The organism is Stenotrophomonas maltophilia (genome assembly GCF_047497515.2).
GTDB lineage: Bacteria > Pseudomonadota > Gammaproteobacteria > Xanthomonadales > Xanthomonadaceae > Stenotrophomonas.
Map to the genome: position 1 here is coordinate 69,768 of NZ_JAXAXL020000012.1, position 17,134 is coordinate 86,901.

Annotated in this window: 14 protein-coding genes; 12 read left to right on the forward strand and 2 right to left on the reverse strand. The window is 67.2% G+C overall.

Features of this window, described 5'->3' with window-relative positions:
- Positions 1-31: 31 nt before the first annotated feature.
- Positions 32-871, reverse strand: coding sequence for an oxidoreductase (locus ACMZPQ_RS16065; protein ID WP_197580728.1), 840 nt, complete (start codon positions 869-871; stop codon positions 32-34).
- A gap of 108 nt (positions 872-979) precedes the next feature.
- On the opposite strand from ACMZPQ_RS16065, the gene ACMZPQ_RS16070 reads away from it, so the two are divergent.
- From ACMZPQ_RS16070 to ACMZPQ_RS16085, 4 genes are all read left to right on the forward strand, one after another.
- On the forward strand, positions 980-1,924 hold the full coding sequence (locus ACMZPQ_RS16070; protein WP_197580727.1) for an AraC family transcriptional regulator: 945 nt from the start codon (positions 980-982) through the stop codon (positions 1,922-1,924).
- A gap of 104 nt (positions 1,925-2,028) precedes the next feature.
- Positions 2,029-2,616, forward strand: a complete 588-nt coding sequence (locus ACMZPQ_RS16075) for a TetR family transcriptional regulator (RefSeq protein WP_197580726.1) — start codon at positions 2,029-2,031, stop codon at positions 2,614-2,616.
- A 94-nt stretch (positions 2,617-2,710) separates the two neighbouring features.
- A complete protein-coding gene (locus ACMZPQ_RS16080) occupies positions 2,711-3,214 on the forward strand; it encodes a hypothetical protein (RefSeq protein ID WP_197580725.1) in 504 nt (167 codons plus the stop codon).
- A gap of 242 nt (positions 3,215-3,456) precedes the next feature.
- Positions 3,457-6,222 carry a hybrid sensor histidine kinase/response regulator gene (locus ACMZPQ_RS16085; RefSeq protein WP_414485950.1) on the forward strand — a complete coding sequence of 922 codons (2,766 nt, stop codon included), beginning with the start codon at positions 3,457-3,459 and terminating at the stop codon, positions 6,220-6,222.
- Positions 6,223-6,227: 5 nt separating this feature from the next.
- Here the strand turns inward: ACMZPQ_RS16085 and ftrA are convergent, their stop codons facing one another.
- Positions 6,228-7,229: a transcriptional regulator FtrA gene (gene ftrA, locus ACMZPQ_RS16090; protein WP_197580724.1), complete on the reverse strand. Its 1,002-nt coding sequence runs from the start codon at positions 7,227-7,229 to the stop codon at positions 6,228-6,230.
- 262 nt (positions 7,230-7,491) lie between these two features.
- Here ftrA and ACMZPQ_RS16095 point away from each other — a divergent pair, with 262 nt between their 5' ends.
- From ACMZPQ_RS16095 to ACMZPQ_RS16130, 8 genes are all read left to right on the forward strand, one after another.
- A complete protein-coding gene (locus ACMZPQ_RS16095) occupies positions 7,492-10,068 on the forward strand; it encodes a TonB-dependent receptor domain-containing protein (protein ID WP_197580723.1) in 2,577 nt (858 codons plus the stop codon).
- Positions 10,069-10,155: 87 nt separating this feature from the next.
- Positions 10,156-10,737, forward strand: coding sequence for an FMN reductase (gene msuE / locus ACMZPQ_RS16100; RefSeq protein WP_197580722.1), 582 nt, complete (start codon positions 10,156-10,158; stop codon positions 10,735-10,737).
- A gap of 156 nt (positions 10,738-10,893) precedes the next feature.
- Positions 10,894-11,256: a DUF3088 family protein gene (locus ACMZPQ_RS16105; protein WP_197580721.1), complete on the forward strand. Its 363-nt coding sequence runs from the start codon at positions 10,894-10,896 to the stop codon at positions 11,254-11,256.
- 14 nt (positions 11,257-11,270) lie between these two features.
- On the forward strand, positions 11,271-12,248 hold the full coding sequence (locus tag ACMZPQ_RS16110) for an MsnO8 family LLM class oxidoreductase (protein WP_197580720.1): 978 nt from the start codon (positions 11,271-11,273) through the stop codon (positions 12,246-12,248).
- 18 nt (positions 12,249-12,266) lie between these two features.
- Positions 12,267-13,610 (forward strand): LLM class flavin-dependent oxidoreductase, encoded by a 1,344-nt coding sequence (locus ACMZPQ_RS16115; RefSeq protein ID WP_197580719.1) that lies wholly within the window; start codon positions 12,267-12,269, stop codon positions 13,608-13,610.
- 4 nt (positions 13,611-13,614) lie between these two features.
- On the forward strand, positions 13,615-14,835 hold the full coding sequence (locus tag ACMZPQ_RS16120) for a M20 aminoacylase family protein (protein ID WP_197580718.1): 1,221 nt from the start codon (positions 13,615-13,617) through the stop codon (positions 14,833-14,835).
- Complete coding sequence (locus tag ACMZPQ_RS16125) at positions 14,832-15,383, forward strand: GNAT family N-acetyltransferase (RefSeq protein ID WP_197580717.1); 552 nt, start codon at positions 14,832-14,834, stop codon at positions 15,381-15,383. Before ACMZPQ_RS16120 ends, ACMZPQ_RS16125 begins: the two co-directional genes overlap by 4 nt.
- A complete protein-coding gene (locus ACMZPQ_RS16130) occupies positions 15,380-17,125 on the forward strand; it encodes an amino acid ABC transporter permease/ATP-binding protein (protein WP_197580716.1) in 1,746 nt (581 codons plus the stop codon). The genes ACMZPQ_RS16125 and ACMZPQ_RS16130 overlap by 4 nt, the downstream gene beginning before the upstream one ends.
- The last annotated feature ends 9 nt before the right edge of the window (positions 17,126-17,134 follow it).

Genomic DNA, 17,134 nt, shown 5'->3' on the forward strand with positions numbered 1-17,134 from the left:
AGCCGGTGAACGCATCGGCTGCCTCCACGCCTCACGCGATGCCGTCGGTGGAGCGGCTCAGCTGTTCCCAGGCATCGAGGGTGCTGGCCATCGATGCCAGTTTCGCACGCACCAACTGCAACGCGTCGCTGCCCAGCAGCAGGTGGCTGGGCGGCGCGTCGCTGTTGATGATCTGCAGCATCGCCCGCGCGGCCTTCAGCGGGTCGCCCAGCTGATGGCCACTCTTTGCCTCGCGCGCGCTGCGGATGGGATCGAACAGTGCGTCGTAGTCTCCAATGCTGCGCGGTGCCCGTGCCATCGAGCGCCCGGCCCAGTCGGTGCGGAAGGAACCCGGTGCAACGGCGGTGACGTGGATGCCAAACGCTGCCACTTCCTTGCCCAGCACTTCGCTGATGCCTTCCAGCGCGAACTTGCTGCCGCAGTACCAGGCGATGCCGGGCAGGGTGATGAAGCCGCCCATGGAGGTGATGTTGAGGATGTGGCCACGGCGGCGCGCGCGCATGTGCGGCAGCACCGCCTTGATCAACGCGGCCGGGCCGAACACGTTCACTTCGAACTGATGGCGCAGCTCGGCCAGCGTGGATTCTTCGAGGATGCCTTCGTGGCCGTAACCGGCGTTGTTTACCAGCACATCGATGGGGCCGACGTTTGCTTCGATATCGGCGACCAGCGCATCGATGGCATCGGCATCGGTCACGTCCAGCAGGCGGCCGAAGGCGCGGCCGGGTGCCAGCGCTTCGAATGCCACGCGCGCTTCGTCGTTGCGCACGGTACCGACCACGCGGTGGCCGGCCTGCAGGGCCTGCTGGGCCAGGGCGCGGCCGAAACCACTGCTGACGCCGGTGATGAGGATGAGGCGGGAAGAGGACATGGCGATCAGGCTCGTTGGGGGAGGTCTTGCACGTTAGTGGTTGAGCGATCCGCGCCACAGGCCTAGGATTCGTCCATTCTTGCCTATTCCTCTGGGGTGTTCGTGCCCGTGGTCGATTCCCAGCAGGCGCAGATGCAGGCGCGCATGGTCGGCCTGCTGCAGACCCTGGCGGTGGAAGAGGGCTATACGCTCACGCCGCTGCCCGGGGTCCGCCTGCTGCGCTCGAACCGGCCGCTGGCGCGCACGCCGGTGCTGTATGACCCGGGCATCGTGATCGTCTGCCAGGGCGTGAAGCGCGGCTATCTGGGCGGGCAGGTGTACCAGTACGACGCGCAGCACTACCTGGCGGTGTCGGTGCCGGTGCCGTTCACGATGGAAACCGAGGCGTCGGAACAGGCGCCGCTGCTGGCGATCTATCTGCACCTGGACCTGCAGCTGGCGGCGGACCTGATGATCGAGCTGGGCGAGCAGGCCGATGCAGGGCAGGTGACCGCACAGAGCATGATGTCCAGCCCGATGCAGGCGCCGATGCAGGCCACGGTGCTGCGCCTGCTGGAGGCGTTGGCCGATCCGCTGGAAGCTGCAGTGCTCGGGCCGGCGCTGGTGCGTGAGCTGTACTTCCGCGTGCTGACCGGCGCACAGGGCGCTGCGATGCGCGAGGCGCTGGCCATGCGCGGGCGCTTCGGCAGCATCGGCAAGGCGCTGCGCACCATTCATGCGGCGTATGCCACGGCCCTGGATGCGGGCCAGCTGGCGGCCGAGGCGGGCATGAGCGTGGCGACCTTCCATGACCACTTCCGCGCGATCACCGGTACGTCGCCGATGCAGTACGTGAAGTCGACCCGGCTGCATCAAGCGCGGCTGCTGATGCTGCGCCAGCGCATGACGGCCGAGGCCGCGTCACTGGCGGTGGGTTACGCCAGCCCGTCGCAGTTCAATCGCGAGTTCAAGCGCCTGTTCGCGCTGCCGCCGGCAGCCGAGGTGGCACGCATGCGGCGCAGCTTTGCCGTGCCGCCGGGGCCGGCGGAGGCGGTGTACGTATCTTCGCATTGAGGGGCTCGGAACAGGGCCGGCCTGGTTTCCTGGGATGCCGGCCAGCGGCCGGCACTACCGGTGGGCTATTGACTGCGAATCTACCTACTAGTAGGTTTTAACTTATGAAAGAGTCGCTCTCGCCCAAGGCCCTGGAGATCCTGGCCCACGCCCGTTCGCTGCTGGAGGCCGGCGGCTACAACGGCTTCAGCTATGCCGACGTGTCGGCACGGGTCAACATCAGCAAGGCCAGCATCCACCACCATTTCCCCAGCAAGGCGGATCTGGTGCGCACGGTGGTCGAGCTGTACCGGGCCGAAGCCCGCGAGGGCCTGGCGCTGCTGGACCGGCAGCTGGATGACCCGTTGCAGGAACTCAATGCCTACGTGGACTACTGGTCGGCCTGCATCGCCGGCGGCACGTCCTCGTTCTGCATCTGCGCGATGCTGGCAGCCGAGTCGCCGATGATTCCTGCGGAGATTGCCGAGGAAGTGCGCGGCCATTTCGAGGACCTGAGCGGCTGGCTGGCGCTGACCCTGCGGAAGGGCGCGGCAACGGGCCAGCTGCATCTGCAGGGCTCCGCGGCCGATGAGGCCAAGGCATTCATGTCGGCGGTGCATGGCGCGATGCTGGCCGCGCGTGGTTTCGGTGATGCCGGCACGTTTGCCACGCTGGCGCGGCTGGCCATTGCGCGGGTGAGCACCGCCCGCTGAACCCGGTTGTTGAGGCCTGCGAGGTTCGCGGGCCTTTCTTTTGAGTACCAAGTCTACCTACTAGTAGGTTCATGAAATCCAGAGGAGTTTACCCATGACGCACGCGCTCTCCACCCTCGGGGTGATCCACACCACCGTGAGCCTGGTTCCGGTGCTTGCCGGTCTGTACGGCTTCATCCGACACCGCGGCATCGACCCGGCCACGCGCTCGGGCAAGGCCTATCTGGTCGGCCTGGTGCTGTCGGTGGCGACCTCGTTCACCGTGTCCAGCACCGGTGGGCTCAATCCGGGCCACGCCTTCGGCGTGATCGTTCTGCTGGCCGCCTTCGGCGGTGTACTGGCCGGGCGGCTGCAGTTCCTCGGCCGCGTGCGGCCGTACCTGTCGACCTTCGGGCTGTCTTTCAGCTTCCTGTTGTCGCTGGTGCCGGGGGTGAATGAAACGCTGACGCGGGTACCGCTGTCGCACCCGATTGCCGCCGCACCGCTGGCGCCGGTGATTCAGCAGACGCTGCTCGGTTGTGCTGTGGTATTCGCGCTGGGGTTTGCCGCGCAATGCGCACGGATCTGGCGACAGCGGGCGCGCGTTGCGATGTCTTGACGCTTTCGCGCCGGCGGATCGCGTAGATTGGCGAGCCAGTCTCACTTCCTGCAGCGGTTTGAACGCCGTTGGGGCACTGCGACCCCCGCCCCCCGTCAGGATGTGAAGTGCAACCGAGTCGATCTGTTTTCCCCCGTGCGACGGGGGCTGCTGCCGAGCGTGTCCGCGACCATGACTGGTCAGCGACTGCGCTCGGCCCGTCGGACCGCTGGCCCGCGTCGCTGCGGTGCGCGGTTGAACTGATGCTCAACTCCCCCGAGAGCATGTACCTGGTATGGGGCCCGGAGCTGGTGTTCCTGTTCAATGATGCCTACGCGCCGATCCTGGGGCCGCGCCTGCCGCAGGCGATGGGTGCACCGCTTCGTAGCCTGTGGGCGGATGCCTGGCCTGCCGTGCGCGAGCCGATCGAGCGCGCGTTCGCCGGGCAGGGATCGCGTTTCGAGAACGTGCCGGTGGCGATGAACCGCTACGGGCAACCGGAGGATACCTGGTGGACGTTCTCGTTCTCGGCCCTGCACGGCGACGACGAGCAGGTGGCGGGTGCCTTCTGCGTGACCAAGGAAGTGACCGGGATGATCGTGGCCCAGCAGAAGCTGGCCCGCGAGAATGAGCGGTTGATCGCGCTGTTTGAGAAGTCGCCGATGTTCATGGCCTTCCTGACCGGCCCCGAGCACCGCATTGCGCTGGTCAACCCGGGCTATGAGCAACTGATCGGCCACCGCGAAGTGCTCGGCCGGCCGTTGGTTGAAGCCCTGCCCGAAGCGGTGGACCAGGGCTACGTGGGTCTGCTGGATGAGGTGTACCGCACCGGCGAGCCGTACATCGGGCGCAAGGTGGCCTACGACAGCGGGGTGCCGCAGCCCGGGTTTGGCCCACGGCACATCGTCGATGTGGTGTTCCAGCCGTGCAAGGACGAAGCCGGGCAGGTCAACGGCATCTTCGTGCAGGGCCTGGATCTGACGCCGCAGGTCGCGCTGGAACAGCATCTCTCGCTGACCGAGGCACGCCACCGGCAGATCATGGACAGCGCACGCGACTACGCCATGATCGCCACCGACATGGATGGTCTGATCACGCTGTGGAACCGCGGCGCGGAAGAGACGCTGGGCTGGCACGAAAGCGAGGTGCTGGGCCAGCACGCCGGGCTGCTGTATCTGCAGGACGATCTGCAGGCGAACCGTTTCCAGCAGAACATGCAGCATGCGCTGTTGCACGGCGGGCTGAGTGGCGAACGCTGGCTGCGCCGCCGCGATGGCGGGCGCTTCTGGGCGCAGGGCTCGATGACGCTGCTGCGCGGCGCGGAAGGCGAGGCGGTGGGATTCGTGGTGGTGTTCCGCGATCGCACCTCCGAACGCACCGCGGCCGATGCATTGGCGCAGAGCGAGCGGCGCTTGGCGGCGCTGGTCTCGGCGGCCACCCAGTCGCTGTATTCCATCTCCGCCGATTGGCAGCAGATGAGCCTGATCTACCGGCAGGGCGACGCGGCAGAGCTGCGTGATGCGCAAGGTTCCTGGCGCGAGCAGCTGATTCACCCGGGCGACCGCCTGGCCGTGGATGCGGCCATCGACGAGGCGCTGCAGGCCACGTCCGCACCGGAAGTGGAACACCGCACGCTGCTGCCGGACGCCTCGGTGCGCTGGGTGCAGCTACGCGCGGTGCCCCTGCTGGATGAACATGGGCGGGTGAAGGAGTGGTTCGGCGCGGCCTCGGACATCACCGACCGGCGCATTGCCCAGCAGCGCCTGCAGCAGTTGACGTTGACGCTGGAAGAACGGGTGCAGTCCAGGACGGCCGAGCTGATGGCGATGGAAGAGCGGCTGCGGCAGGGCCAGAAGATGGAGTCGCTGGGGCAGCTGACCGGCGGCATCGCGCACGACTTCAACAACATGCTGACCGCGGTATCGATGGGGTTGGAACTGCTTGAAATGCGCGTGGAGCAGGGCCGGGTGGATGGGCTGGAGCGTTATCTGGAGATGGCGCGTTCCGGTGCCGACCGTGCCGCTGCGCTGACCCAGCGCCTGCTGGCGTTTTCCCGGCGGCAGACCCTGGCGCCGTCATCGGTGCGCGTTGCCGCATTGGTGAGCGGCATGCTGGATATCCTGAACCGTTCCATCGGCCCTTCGATCAACATCGAAACTCGTTTCGAGGATTTCGAGGACGCGGTACGGGTCGATGCACCGCAGCTGGAAAACGCGTTGCTGAACCTGTGCATCAACGCGCGTGATGCCATGCCGGGCGGCGGCACGATCATCATTTCCAGCAGCACCGAAGCGCTGGCAGGAACGCGCAGCGAACGGTTGGGGCTGCCGGCCGGTGACTACGTGCGCCTGTCCGTGCGCGATACCGGCACGGGCATGGATGCCAGCGTGCTGGAGAAAGTCTTCGAGCCGTTCTTCACCACCAAGCCGATCGGGCAGGGAACCGGGCTGGGCCTGTCGATGATCTATGGCTTTACCCGCCAGTCGGGCGGCCAGGTGGACGTGGAATCGGCACCGGGTGCGGGCACGACCATGCATCTGTACCTGCCGAAATCCGATCCGGTGCAGGCGGTCGATGTCGCCCTGCCGATTGCCATGCCACTGAAGCCGGCCTCGGCCAGCCGATCGGTGCTGCTGGTGGAGGACGAGGATACCATTCGTGGGCTGGTGCGCGATGTGCTTTCCGGACTGGGCCACGCGGTAACCGAGGCGGCCAATGGCAGTGAGGCGCTGGCGTTGTTGGACAGTGGGCAGCACTTTGATCTGCTGGTGACGGATGTGGGCCTGACCGGCACGTTGAATGGCCGGCAGGTTGCCGACGCCGGACGACAGCGACGCCGCGACCTGCCCGTGCTGTTCATCACCGGCTATGCCGCGAGTGCTGCGGTGGGCGGCGAGCATCTGGAGCCGGGCATGGAGATCCTGACCAAACCGTTCAAGGCCGTGGAGCTGGAACGACGGGTCGATCAGCTGTTGTCCCGGTCGGCCACGGAATGGAACGTCGCCGCGCAGGATCTGCCCGCCACGTAACGGGGTCAGCAGCCCACCAGGCGATCCGCGCCGATGCCGCTGCGATGCTGGCTGCGGTACTCGGTGGGGCTGGCATCGACCTGGCTGCGGAAGTGGCGCCGGAAGGATTCCTGCGAACCGAACCCGGCGTGCTCGGCGATCCACTGCAGTGGCCGGTCGGTGGTTTCCAGCAGCTCGCGGGCGAAGGCCACGCGCTCGCGGATCAACCAGTCGATGGGTGACAGGCCGGTGGCGTCCAGGAACTGGCGTTGCAGGGTGCGCTGGCTGAGCGCGGCCTGCTCGGCGAGGCTGCCGAGCGAGTGCGGCTCGCGCAGGTTGCGGCGCATCCATTCCATCAGCTTCGCCAGGCGGCTGGGCTCGCCATTGGGAATGGCGCGGCTGACGCGCTGGCTGCGTCCGGCATCACGCCACGGCGCCAGCACCAGCCGTTCGGCCACCAGGTTGGCCACGCGCGCGCCGTAATCCTTGCGCACCATGTGCAGCATCATGTCCATGCCGGTGGCCGAGCCGGCCGACGTAATGATGCTGCCGGCATCCACGTACAGCACATCCTCGCGTACATCGACGCGGGGGAAGTCGCGTGCAAGCGCGTCGGTGAGGCGCCAGTGGGTGGTGGCCTGGCGGCCATCGAGCAGGCCGGCCCAGGCCAGCACGAAGGCACCGGAGCAGATCGAGGCGATGCGTGCGCCGCGCGCGTGGGCGCGGATCAGCGCATCGAGCAGTGCCTGTGGCGGCCGCTCGCTGGGTTCGCGCCAACCGGGGATGACGATGATGTCAGCGTCATCGACGCTGCCCAGATCGTAGGGCAGCTGCACCTGGGTGTTGCCGAGCATGCGCAGTGCGCCGGGTTCGCCCGCGCATAGCTGGGTGCGGTACCAGGCCACGCCCAGTTCCGGCCGCACCGGTGCGAACAGGCCGACCGCGCAGCCGAACTCGAACAGCCCCTGGCCGTGGCAGGCGACGATGGCGACCAGTGGCGCGTTGGGATCGGCGGGCAGGGTGGGCATGGCTTGATGCTACGGGCGCAGATGCGTGGCGCAGAGTGGTGTGCGGGCATGAGGTGATGCTCGCGGGACATATGCGGCCAGGGGTCGGAGCCCTTTCCTTCGGAAAGCGATCCGACCCCGTACGCGCGTTGCCACCTAACGTCATGACCAGCGGTCATGTGGGTGGCCGGATGTTACGGCTGGGTGACGTGATCACGCCTGTCGTGGCGAGTGAACACGCTCTTGAATGGAAGCGTGTTTCCGGCCCATCCCACGAGCCCCCATGCCTGCCGCCCACACCCCCGTATTGAGCACGCTTGCTGTCCTGATTGCCGCTGCCTTGGCGGCATCGCCCAGCCATGCCGCTGAAGCCGATGCCGAGCCCGCCACCACCGCGGCGACCGCCAACGTGGCCGCGTCCACGCTCGATGCCGTGGTGGTGACCGGTTCGCGTACCAGCACGCGCACGGTGAAGAACAGCTCCACGCCGATCGATGTGATCTCCGCTGAAGACCTCACTGCCACCGGCCAGGGCAACCTGCTGGAAGCGTTGCAGCGTGCGCTGCCGTCGCTGAGCCAGATCGGTGGCTACCAGAGCGATCAGGAGAGCCTGATCCGCGGCTACCAGCTGCGCAACCTGTCGCCGGGCTACACGCTGGTGCTGGTGAACGGCAAGCGCCGCAATGCCAGCGCCTATGTGAGCGGAGCCAACGGTGGTGGGTTTCCCGGGCATGCCTGGGCCGATCTGGCGTTGATTCCGGTATCGGCCATCGACCATGTGGAAGTACTGCGCGATGGTGCCTCGGCGATCTACGGTTCGGACGCGATCACCGGCGTGGTCAACGTGATCCTGAAATCGCAGGCACACGGTGGTGATCTGTCGGTGGAAAGCGGGCAGAGCATCGATGGCGATGGCTCGCGTACCAGCGTGCGTGCCAATGTCGGCCTGCCGTGGGGCGCCGATGGCTTCGTCAACCTGTCCGGCGAGAGCACGCGCCAGCACCATGCAATCCGTACCCGCCGTTACATCGATGGCTACCTGAGCTACCCGGCGGTAGACGCGAACGGCAACCTGGTGGCGCTGCGCCCCAACAACCGACTGCCGGCGGGGGCATCGCCGAACCCGGCCGAGGCGAGCCGCAACGCCGAAGCCAACACCATCCTCAGTTCGCCGTCGTATGCGCTGAAGGCCTTCGCGGTGAATGTGGGCCATGGCCTCGGCGAGCACGCGCAGTTCTATGCCAACGCGACCGCCAGCGACCGCACCGCACAGGCGATCCAGAATTTCCGCCTGCCCGCGACCATCTTCACCACGTACAAGGCACCGGGCGTGCTGAGCGTGTTTCCGGACGGCTTCCTGCCGGTGCTGGAAACCAAGGAGAAGCAGTACACCGGTACGGCCGGCGTGAAAGGCCAGCTCGCGGGCTGGGACTACGACGCCAGCCTGACCGGCAACCGCAGCACCGTGCGCACCTACACGCGCAACTCGGTGAACTACTCGCTGCCGTACCCGGGCTCGCCCACCGATTTCTATGACGGCAAGCTGGACTACCAGCAGGGCATCGCCAACCTGGATCTGCGCCGTGGCTTCGAAGTGGCGGCGTTCGCATCGCCGCTGGAAGTAAGTGCGGGCGCCGAGTACCAGCACGAGCAGTACGAGCGTGGGGCTGGGCAGTGGGAGTCGTACACCGGCTTCGGCGCCGCCGCGTTCGTCGGCTACTCCACGGCCGATGCGGTGAAGGCCACGCGCAACAGCAAGGCGGTGTATGTGGGTGCGGCGACCAACATCACTTCGCGCTGGTACCTGGATGTGGCCGCGCGCTGGGAAGACCATTCGGATTTCGGCAGTGTCTCGACCGGGCGCCTGACCACGCGCTTTGATTTCACCGAGGCGCTGGGCCTGCGTGCGACGGTCAGCAACGGCTTTCATGCCCCCAGCCTGGGCGCGCAGTTCTACCAGGCCACCGGCAGCTGCCCGTGCGGCACCACGCTGGTGGCGCAGGTGTCCTCGCCGGCGGCTATCGCGCTGGGCGCAACGCCGCTGAAGCCGGAGAAGGCCACCAACTACAGCCTGGGCGTGACCTGGGACCCGAGCCCGGCCTTCCACCTTGCGGTGGATGCGTACCAGATCGACATCCGCGGCCAGCTAGGCCAGTCCAGCCAGATCGGCTACAACGCGCAGGACCCGGCGCGGGTGACCGACAACAGCGGCACGGTGCTGAGCGCGGCGCAGAAGAACACCATCGATGCGCTGCTGGGCTCGGCCGGCATCAGCATCCTGCCCGGTGATGCGTTCTACGCCAGTTACTTCACCAACGTGGGCAACACCCGCACGCGCGGCGTCGAGCTGACCCTGGAAGCCAACCAGGAAACCGCCTGGGGCAAGCTGCGCTGGAGCTACGCCGCCAACATCGGCCGTACCACCATCCAGAAAGTCAGCGACATTCCGGCGGCGCTGCAGGGCCTGCCGAACATCAACCTGCTGACCAGGACCAGCGAGTACGCGCTGCGCTTCCGCACGCCCAGCTACACCCAGGTGGCCGGGTTGGGCTGGCAGAACGGGCGTTGGCGCTCGAACGTGGACGTCACCTACTACGGCCCGATCAAGCGCCTGAACAGCGGCGTGGAGTACAAGCAGCCGCCGGTGCTGGTGACCAACCTTTCCGGTGCTGTGGAACTGGGTGCGGGCTGGAGTGCGGCACTGGGCTTCAACAATGTGTTCGACAAGCGCACCCGCAAGGTGCCCGGGTACGCGCGCAGTGCCACCGATGTGGCCAGCATCGAGACAACGTGGGATAGCGGCGATGTGCTGGGCAATGTTGGCGCGTACTGGTACGGGCGGGTCAATTACCGGTTCTGAGGTTCAGGCCAACGGCAGTCGAGCATGGCTCGATTCTACAAAGGCGAAAGCAGCCGGGCAGGGCTCGGCTCTACATGGGAGCAGTTCATGTCTTCTGCATTGAAGGTGGTTGCATTGGTCGGGTCGCCGACCAGTTCCGCGACGTCGCGTACGTTGCTGCTGGTGCGGCACCTGCTGGAATCGCTGCAGCAGCGGGTGCACGCCAACGTGGACCTGGTGGAGCTGGCGCCGATCGCGCGTTCGCTGGGCCAGGCGCTGTCGCGCGCCGAGGCGCAGCCGGAAGTGGAACAGGCACTGCAGGCGATCGAGGGCGCCGAACTGCTGGTGGTGGCCGCGCCGGTGTATCGCGGCTCGTATCCGGGCTTGTTCAAGCACCTGGTGGATTTCATCGAACTGGAGGCATTGGTGGATACGCCGGTGCTGCTGGCGGCGACCGGGGGCAGCGAGCGCCATGCGCTGGTGATCGATCACCAGCTGCGGCCGTTGTTCAGCTTCCTGCAGGCGCACACGCTGCCGATCGGGGTGTATGCCACGCCGGCCGACTTCGACGGTGAGCGCATCCACAGCGCTGCCTTGCAGGCCCGGATTGCACTGGCTACCGAGCGCGCGGCCGGCCATCTGGCCACGCAGGCGCACGTGTCGCTGGCGCCGCTTCGGCGCATTGCCTGACGCCATAACCGGCGGCGCTTTGCTTATGGCCAAGGCGCATCTGCATGGCCGGATCTGACCGCCGATTGTCGCCTGGCATCGCTGTTGCCGGCGCTGGCTTCTCTAGCATCGAAATCGAATCGGCATTGCATTGCCGGCCCTGATAAGGACGACTCCGTGAGTCTGCACGCAACCGACAAACCCATCCTGTTCCTGCTCGATCGTGAGTTCGAGGACGGGCAGCTTCCCGGGCAGCGCTTCTTCTGCCGGCACAGCCTGTTGCTGGAAGGTGCGCTGTCGAGCATCGACGGCCTGGACGCGCAATTGGATGTGCGCCGCATCGGCTTTGCGCGGCCGCGCCGCGAGGTGATCGCGGAGATCGGTGAACAGGATCAGTCGTTGCCGAAGCTGGTGCTGCCGCAGGGCGTGCGCAGCGAGCTTGCCAGCGGTGCGCACCAGAATCGCCAGTACATCTCCGGTGCCGAACCGATCCTGGCCGCGCTGAACGGGTTGCTCGGCATTCCCGTGGCCCACCCCTGAGCGAGGACGCGACGATGAGCTACCTGATCAGCGTATTGGATAAGAGCCCGGTGGCCGAGGGTGCGTCGCCCGAACAGGCGCTGCGCCACAGCCTGCAGCTGGCGCAGCGCGCCGAGCAGCTGGGTTACCACCGCTACTGGTTTGCCGAGCACCATGCCGCACCGACGCTGGCCAGCCCTGCGCCGGAGGTGCTGGCGGCGTGGGTACTGGCGCAGACCCGGCGCATCCGCATCGGCAGTGGCGGCGTGATGCTGCGCCACTACGCGCCTTACAAGGTGGCGGAAAACTTCAACCTGCTGTCGGCGCTGGCGCCGGGGCGTGTGGATCTGGGTGTGGGCAAGGCGCCCGGTGGGTTGCCGGCCTCGACTGCCGCACTGGCCGCAGGGCGACCGGCCTTCGCCGATTTCGACCAGCAGTTACGCGACCTGGAAGGCTATCTGTCCGGCGCCGAGGGCGAGGCACTGGCCCGGCCCCTTCCGCAGCAGGCACCGGAACGCTTCCTGCTCGGGGCCAGCCCGCAGAGCGCGAAGCAAGCGGCCGAGCTCGGGTGGCGCTTCGTCTACGCCGCGCACTTCGATGGTGATCCAAAGCATATCGAGGCGGCCTTCGAGGCTTACCGAAGTGTGTCGACGCAGCCACCGCTGTTGGCCACGGTGGCCTTCGCTGCGCCGACCACCGAGGCTGCCACGCGCCATATCGGCGCGCTGCGCGTCTACAAGCTGCACCTTGGCCCCGGCCAGACGGTGAACCTGCCCAGCGCCGAGGCCGCTGCCGAGTATGCACGCCAGGTAGGCGTGGCCGACTTCCGCATCGAAGAAACACGCCCGAGCGTGCTGTCCGGCGATGCGCAGCACGTGCGAGACGAACTGGATGCGCTGCATCGGCGATTCGGCGTGGGTGAATTCATCCTCGACGCGCCGGTGGCCGACCTCGACGCACGCCTGACATCCCTTGAACTGCTGTCGCCCGCGCCACGCGCGGCGGTGGCCTGACCAGCAGGAGCGATTCCCATGAGCACGACCCCGCGCCACATTCCGTTCGGCATCATGCTGCAGGGCCCCGGCAGCCACATGCATGCCTGGAAGCATCCGTCCAACCCGGCCGATGCCAGCGTCAACCTGCAGTTCTACATCGACATCGCACGTACTGCCGAGGACAACGGCATCGCCTTCGGCTTCGTCGCCGACGGGCTGTACATCAACGAGAAGTCGATCCCGCACTTCCTCAACCGTTTCGAGCCGATCTCGCTGCTGTCGGCGCTGGCCACGGCAACGAAGAAGATCGGCCTGGCCGGCACGCTGTCGACCTCGTACAGCGATCCGTTCACCGTGGCGCGCCAGTTCGCTTCGCTGGACCTGCTCAGCGGCGGTCGCGCCGGCTGGAACGTGGTGACCTCGCCGCTGGAAGGTTCGGGGCGCAACTACGGCCGCCCGCATCCCGAACATGCGCTGCGCTACCAGATTGCCGACGAGTACCTCGAGGTGGTGCAGGGGCTGTGGGATTCGTGGGATGACGGTGCCTTCGTGCGAGAGCGCGACACTGGCACGTTCTTCGCGCCGGAGGCGTTCCGCCGCCTCGACCACAAGGGCCGCTTCTTCCAGGTGGAAGGGCCGCTCAACATCCAGCGTTCGCCGCAGGGCCAGCCGGTGATTTTCCAGGCCGGTTCGTCCGATGACGGCATCGCGCTGGCCGGCAAGTATGCCGATGCGGTGTTCACCCATTCGCCGTCGCTGGAAGAAACCCGTGCGTTCACCCAGAAGGTGAAGAACTCGGCGATCGCCCACGGCCGCAGCGGCAATGACGTGAAGATCTTCCCGGGCATCGGCCCGATCGTCGGCGGTACTGCCGAGGAGGCCGAAGCCAAGTACCAGGCGATTGCCGCGCTGGCTACGTTGGAGGATGCGCTGGCCTATCTCGGCCGCTTTTTCGACCACCATGATTTCAGCCAGTACGACCCGGATGCGCCGTTCCCGGAGTTGGGCGGGATCGGCAGCAATTCGTTCCGTTCCACCACTGATCGCATCAAGCAGGATGCGCGCGAGAAGGGCCTGAGCCTGCGCCAGGTGGCCTTGGAGGCCGTAAGCCCGCGGCCAAACTTCATCGGCACGCCGGAGCATGTGGCCGAAGAGCTGATCCGCTGGTTCGATGCCGGTGCCAGCGATGGCTTCATCCTTGGCTTCGCTGCACAGCGCGAAGGCCTGGACGATTTCGTGACCCAGGTGCTGCCGATCCTGCAGGCGCGCGGCTATCACCAGCGCGAACTGGAGGGGCGGACCCTACGTGAACATCTGGGCCTGCCATACAAGGCCAGCCGCCATGCGACCGACGCCGAACCGGCGCGGAAGGCAGGGTAGGGCGATGAGTGGAGAATCCGCAGTAGCGCCAGGCCATGCCCGGCGGAATTCCCCAGCGACTGGTGTGTTGCCGGAAATCGCCGCACGTGCCGAGGCGGCCATCGCGATCCGCCATGACCTGCACCGGTACCCGGAGCTGGCCTTCGAGGAACACCGCACCAGTGCCCGCGTAGCCGAGCTGCTGCAGCAGTGGGGTTACGAGGTCACCACCGGCCTGGGCGGCACCGGCGTGGTCGGCACGCTGCAGCGCGGGCAGGGCAGCCGTCGCCTCGGCCTGCGCGCCGACATCGATGCACTGCCGATCCACGAGGATTCCGGACTGGCCTATGCCAGCCAGACCGACGGCCTGATGCATGCCTGTGGGCACGATGGGCATACCGCCATCCTGCTCTCGGCCGCGCATTACCTGGCCCATCACGGCCGTATCGACGGCACCCTGCAGCTGGTGTTCCAGCCGGCCGAGGAAACCGGCTCGGGCGCGTCGAAGATGATTGCCGATGGCCTGTTCGAGCGATTCCCGGTGGATGCGATCTATGGGCTGCACAACTGGCCGGGCGTACCCGTGGGCCACTTCGGCTTCGTCGACGGTCCGGCGATGGCGTCGGTGGACTGGGCGCGACTGAAGGTGATCGGCAAGGGCGGCCATGGTGCCGAGCCGCAGGGCAGTGTCGATCCGATCCTGGTGGCGGCGCACATCATCACCGCGCTGCAGAGCGTGGTATCGCGAAATGTCGATCCGCGGCAGATGGGCGTGGTCACGGTCGGCTCGATCCATGGCGGGCAGGCCGCCAATGTGATTCCGGACGTGGTCGAACTGACGTTGACCGTACGCGCCTATCTGCCCGAGGTGCGCGACACCCTGCGCCGTCGGACCATCGAGATTGCCGAGCAGACCGCCGCCGCCTTCGGCGCGCGTGCCGAGATTGCGTTCCCGCGTGGCTTCCCCAGCGTGATCAACCATCCGCAGCAGACCGCCTATATCCGTGGCGTGGCGGAAGCGGGCTTCGGCGCCGAACAGGTGGTGCCCGGCTTCGCCCCGCGCACGGCCAGCGAGGACTTCGCCTTCCTGCTGCAAGCGCGCCCCGGAAGTTTCGTGTTCGTCGGCAACGGCGACAGCGCACCGCTGCACAGCCCGCGCTATGTGTTCAACGACGCCGCCATCGCGCCGGCCGCCAGCCTGTGGGCACGGCTGGCCGAAGACTACCTGGTGAAGGACGTGGCATGAGCAGCAACGAACGCTTCCTCTATACCTCGGTGGATGATCCGCTGGCGCGGCCCCTGTTCGATGGCCTGGAGCAGGAGTACGACAGCCGCTATGCCGACGTGCGCCGACGCATCGGTGGCAGTGCCCGCGAGGAGCTGCAGCGCTACCCCGCGCAGGCATTCGCCGCACCGGTAGGCGCGTTTGTGCTGCTGCTGCGCGACGGCGTTGCGATCTCCGGGGGCGCCTTCATGCCGCATCGCGATGCGGAGACAGCGGAATTCAAGCGCATCTGGACGCTGCCGGGGCTGCGTCGGCAGGGGATCGCGCGGCGCGTGCTGCAGGAACTCGAAGAGCAGGCCGCGCGTCAGGGCTATCGGCGGGTGTTCCTGACCACCGGCTTCCGCCAGCCCGAAGCGGTTGGGCTGTACCTCAGCCACGGCTACACCGCGCTGTTCGACCTGCAGGCCGACCCGGAAACCATCGCGCATCTGCCGTTCGAGAAATACCTGCAGGCGCCTGCGTCGCGGGTCACGCAGGCGCTGGTTGTGCTGCATGGAGCCCACGCATGAGCACGCCGTCGACCGCGCTGGATGGGATCGCCGCACGCCCTGTACCGGCGCCGGCGCTGAAGATCGTGCCGGCCCGGCATCCACTGCAGGTGTTCGGAACGGTGCTGGCGCTGGCGTTGATCCTGATTGCCCTGCAATCGGTGCTGGGCAATCCACGCTGGGGCTGGGGCACCTTCGCCGAGTGGTTCTTCGCGCGCCCGGTGCTGGAAGGCCTGGGCCGCACGCTGCTGCTGACCGCACTGGGTACCGGCCTGGGCTTCGCACTGGGCACCCTGCTTGCGCTGGCGCGCGTCTCCGGCTCGCCACTGCTGTCGGCGGTGTCGTGGGGCTATGTCTGGTTGTTCCGTTCGATCCCGCTGCTGGTGCTGTTGTTGCTGCTGAACAACCTGGGCTACCTGTACAGCACCATCGAACTGGGCGTGCCGTTCACCGGCATCAGCCTGTTCTCGTACCCGACCACCCAGCTGATCGGTGTGTTCACGGCGGCGGTGCTGGGCCTCACGTTGAACCAGGCCGCATTCTCGGCCGAAGTGATCCGCGGCGGCATCCTGTCGGTGGATCACGGCCAGTACGAGGCGGCAGCCGCGCTTGGCCTGCCGCGGGGCCGCCAGGTCCGCCGCATCATCCTGCCGCAGGCAATGCGCTCGATCCTGCCGGCGGCGTTCAACGATGTGATCGGCCTGGCCAAGAGCACGTCGGTGGTTTACGTGCTGGCACTACCGGAGCTGTTCTACACCGTGCAGGTGATCTACCGCCGCAACCTGGAGGTGGTGCCGCTGTTGATGGTGGCCACGGTCTGGTACCTGGTGATCCTGACCGTGCTGTCGCTGCTGCAGCGACGGGTGGAGCAGCGCTTCGCGCGCGGCCAGCTGCAGCGCGAGCGCTCGGTATCGCGTGTCTCGTCGCCGAGGCGCGCCACAGGTGAGGCTGCACCGCGCGCGGCCAACCGCCCGCGCATCGCAGCACAGGTCGAGGTGGGCGAGGGCGCATCGGTGTCGCTGCATGGCGTCGGCAAGGTGTTCGGCGACCAGCCGGTGCTGGAGGATGTGCACCTGGACCTTCGCGCCGGCGGCGTTACCGTGCTGATCGGCCCGTCCGGCGCCGGCAAGTCCACGCTGCTGCGGCTGATCAACCACCTGGAACGCGCTGACAGCGGCTACGTGACCGTCGGCGGCCAGCTGATCGGCTACCGCCGTGACGGTGACACCCTGTACGAGTTGCCGGAGCGCGAGATCCGCCGTCGCCGCGCCGAGGTGGGCATGGTGTTCCAGGGCTTCAACCTGTTCCCGCACCTGACCGCGCTGGAGAACATCATCGAGGCGCCCATTGCCGTACGCGGCGTATCGCGTGCCGAGGCCGAACAGCAGGCGCGCACGTTGCTGGAGCGGGTGGGCCTGGCCGACAAGGCCGATGCCTTCCCGCGCCAACTATCGGGCGGCCAGCAGCAGCGGGTGGCGATTGCCCGCGCGCTGGCCCTGCAACCGAAAGTGCTGCTGTTCGACGAGCCGACCTCGGCGCTGGACCCGGAACTGGTGGCCGAAGTACTGAGCGTGATCGAGGAACTGGCCCGTTCCGGCACCACGCTGGTGATCGTCACCCATGAGTTGAGCTTCGCCCGTCGCGTGGCCGACCACGTGGTGATGATGGACCAGGGGCGGGTGATCGAGCAGGGCACCCCCGAGGCCCTGTTCCAGCGCCCGCGCCAGCAACGCACCGCCGATTTCCTGGCCAATACCCTGTAACCCTGAAAG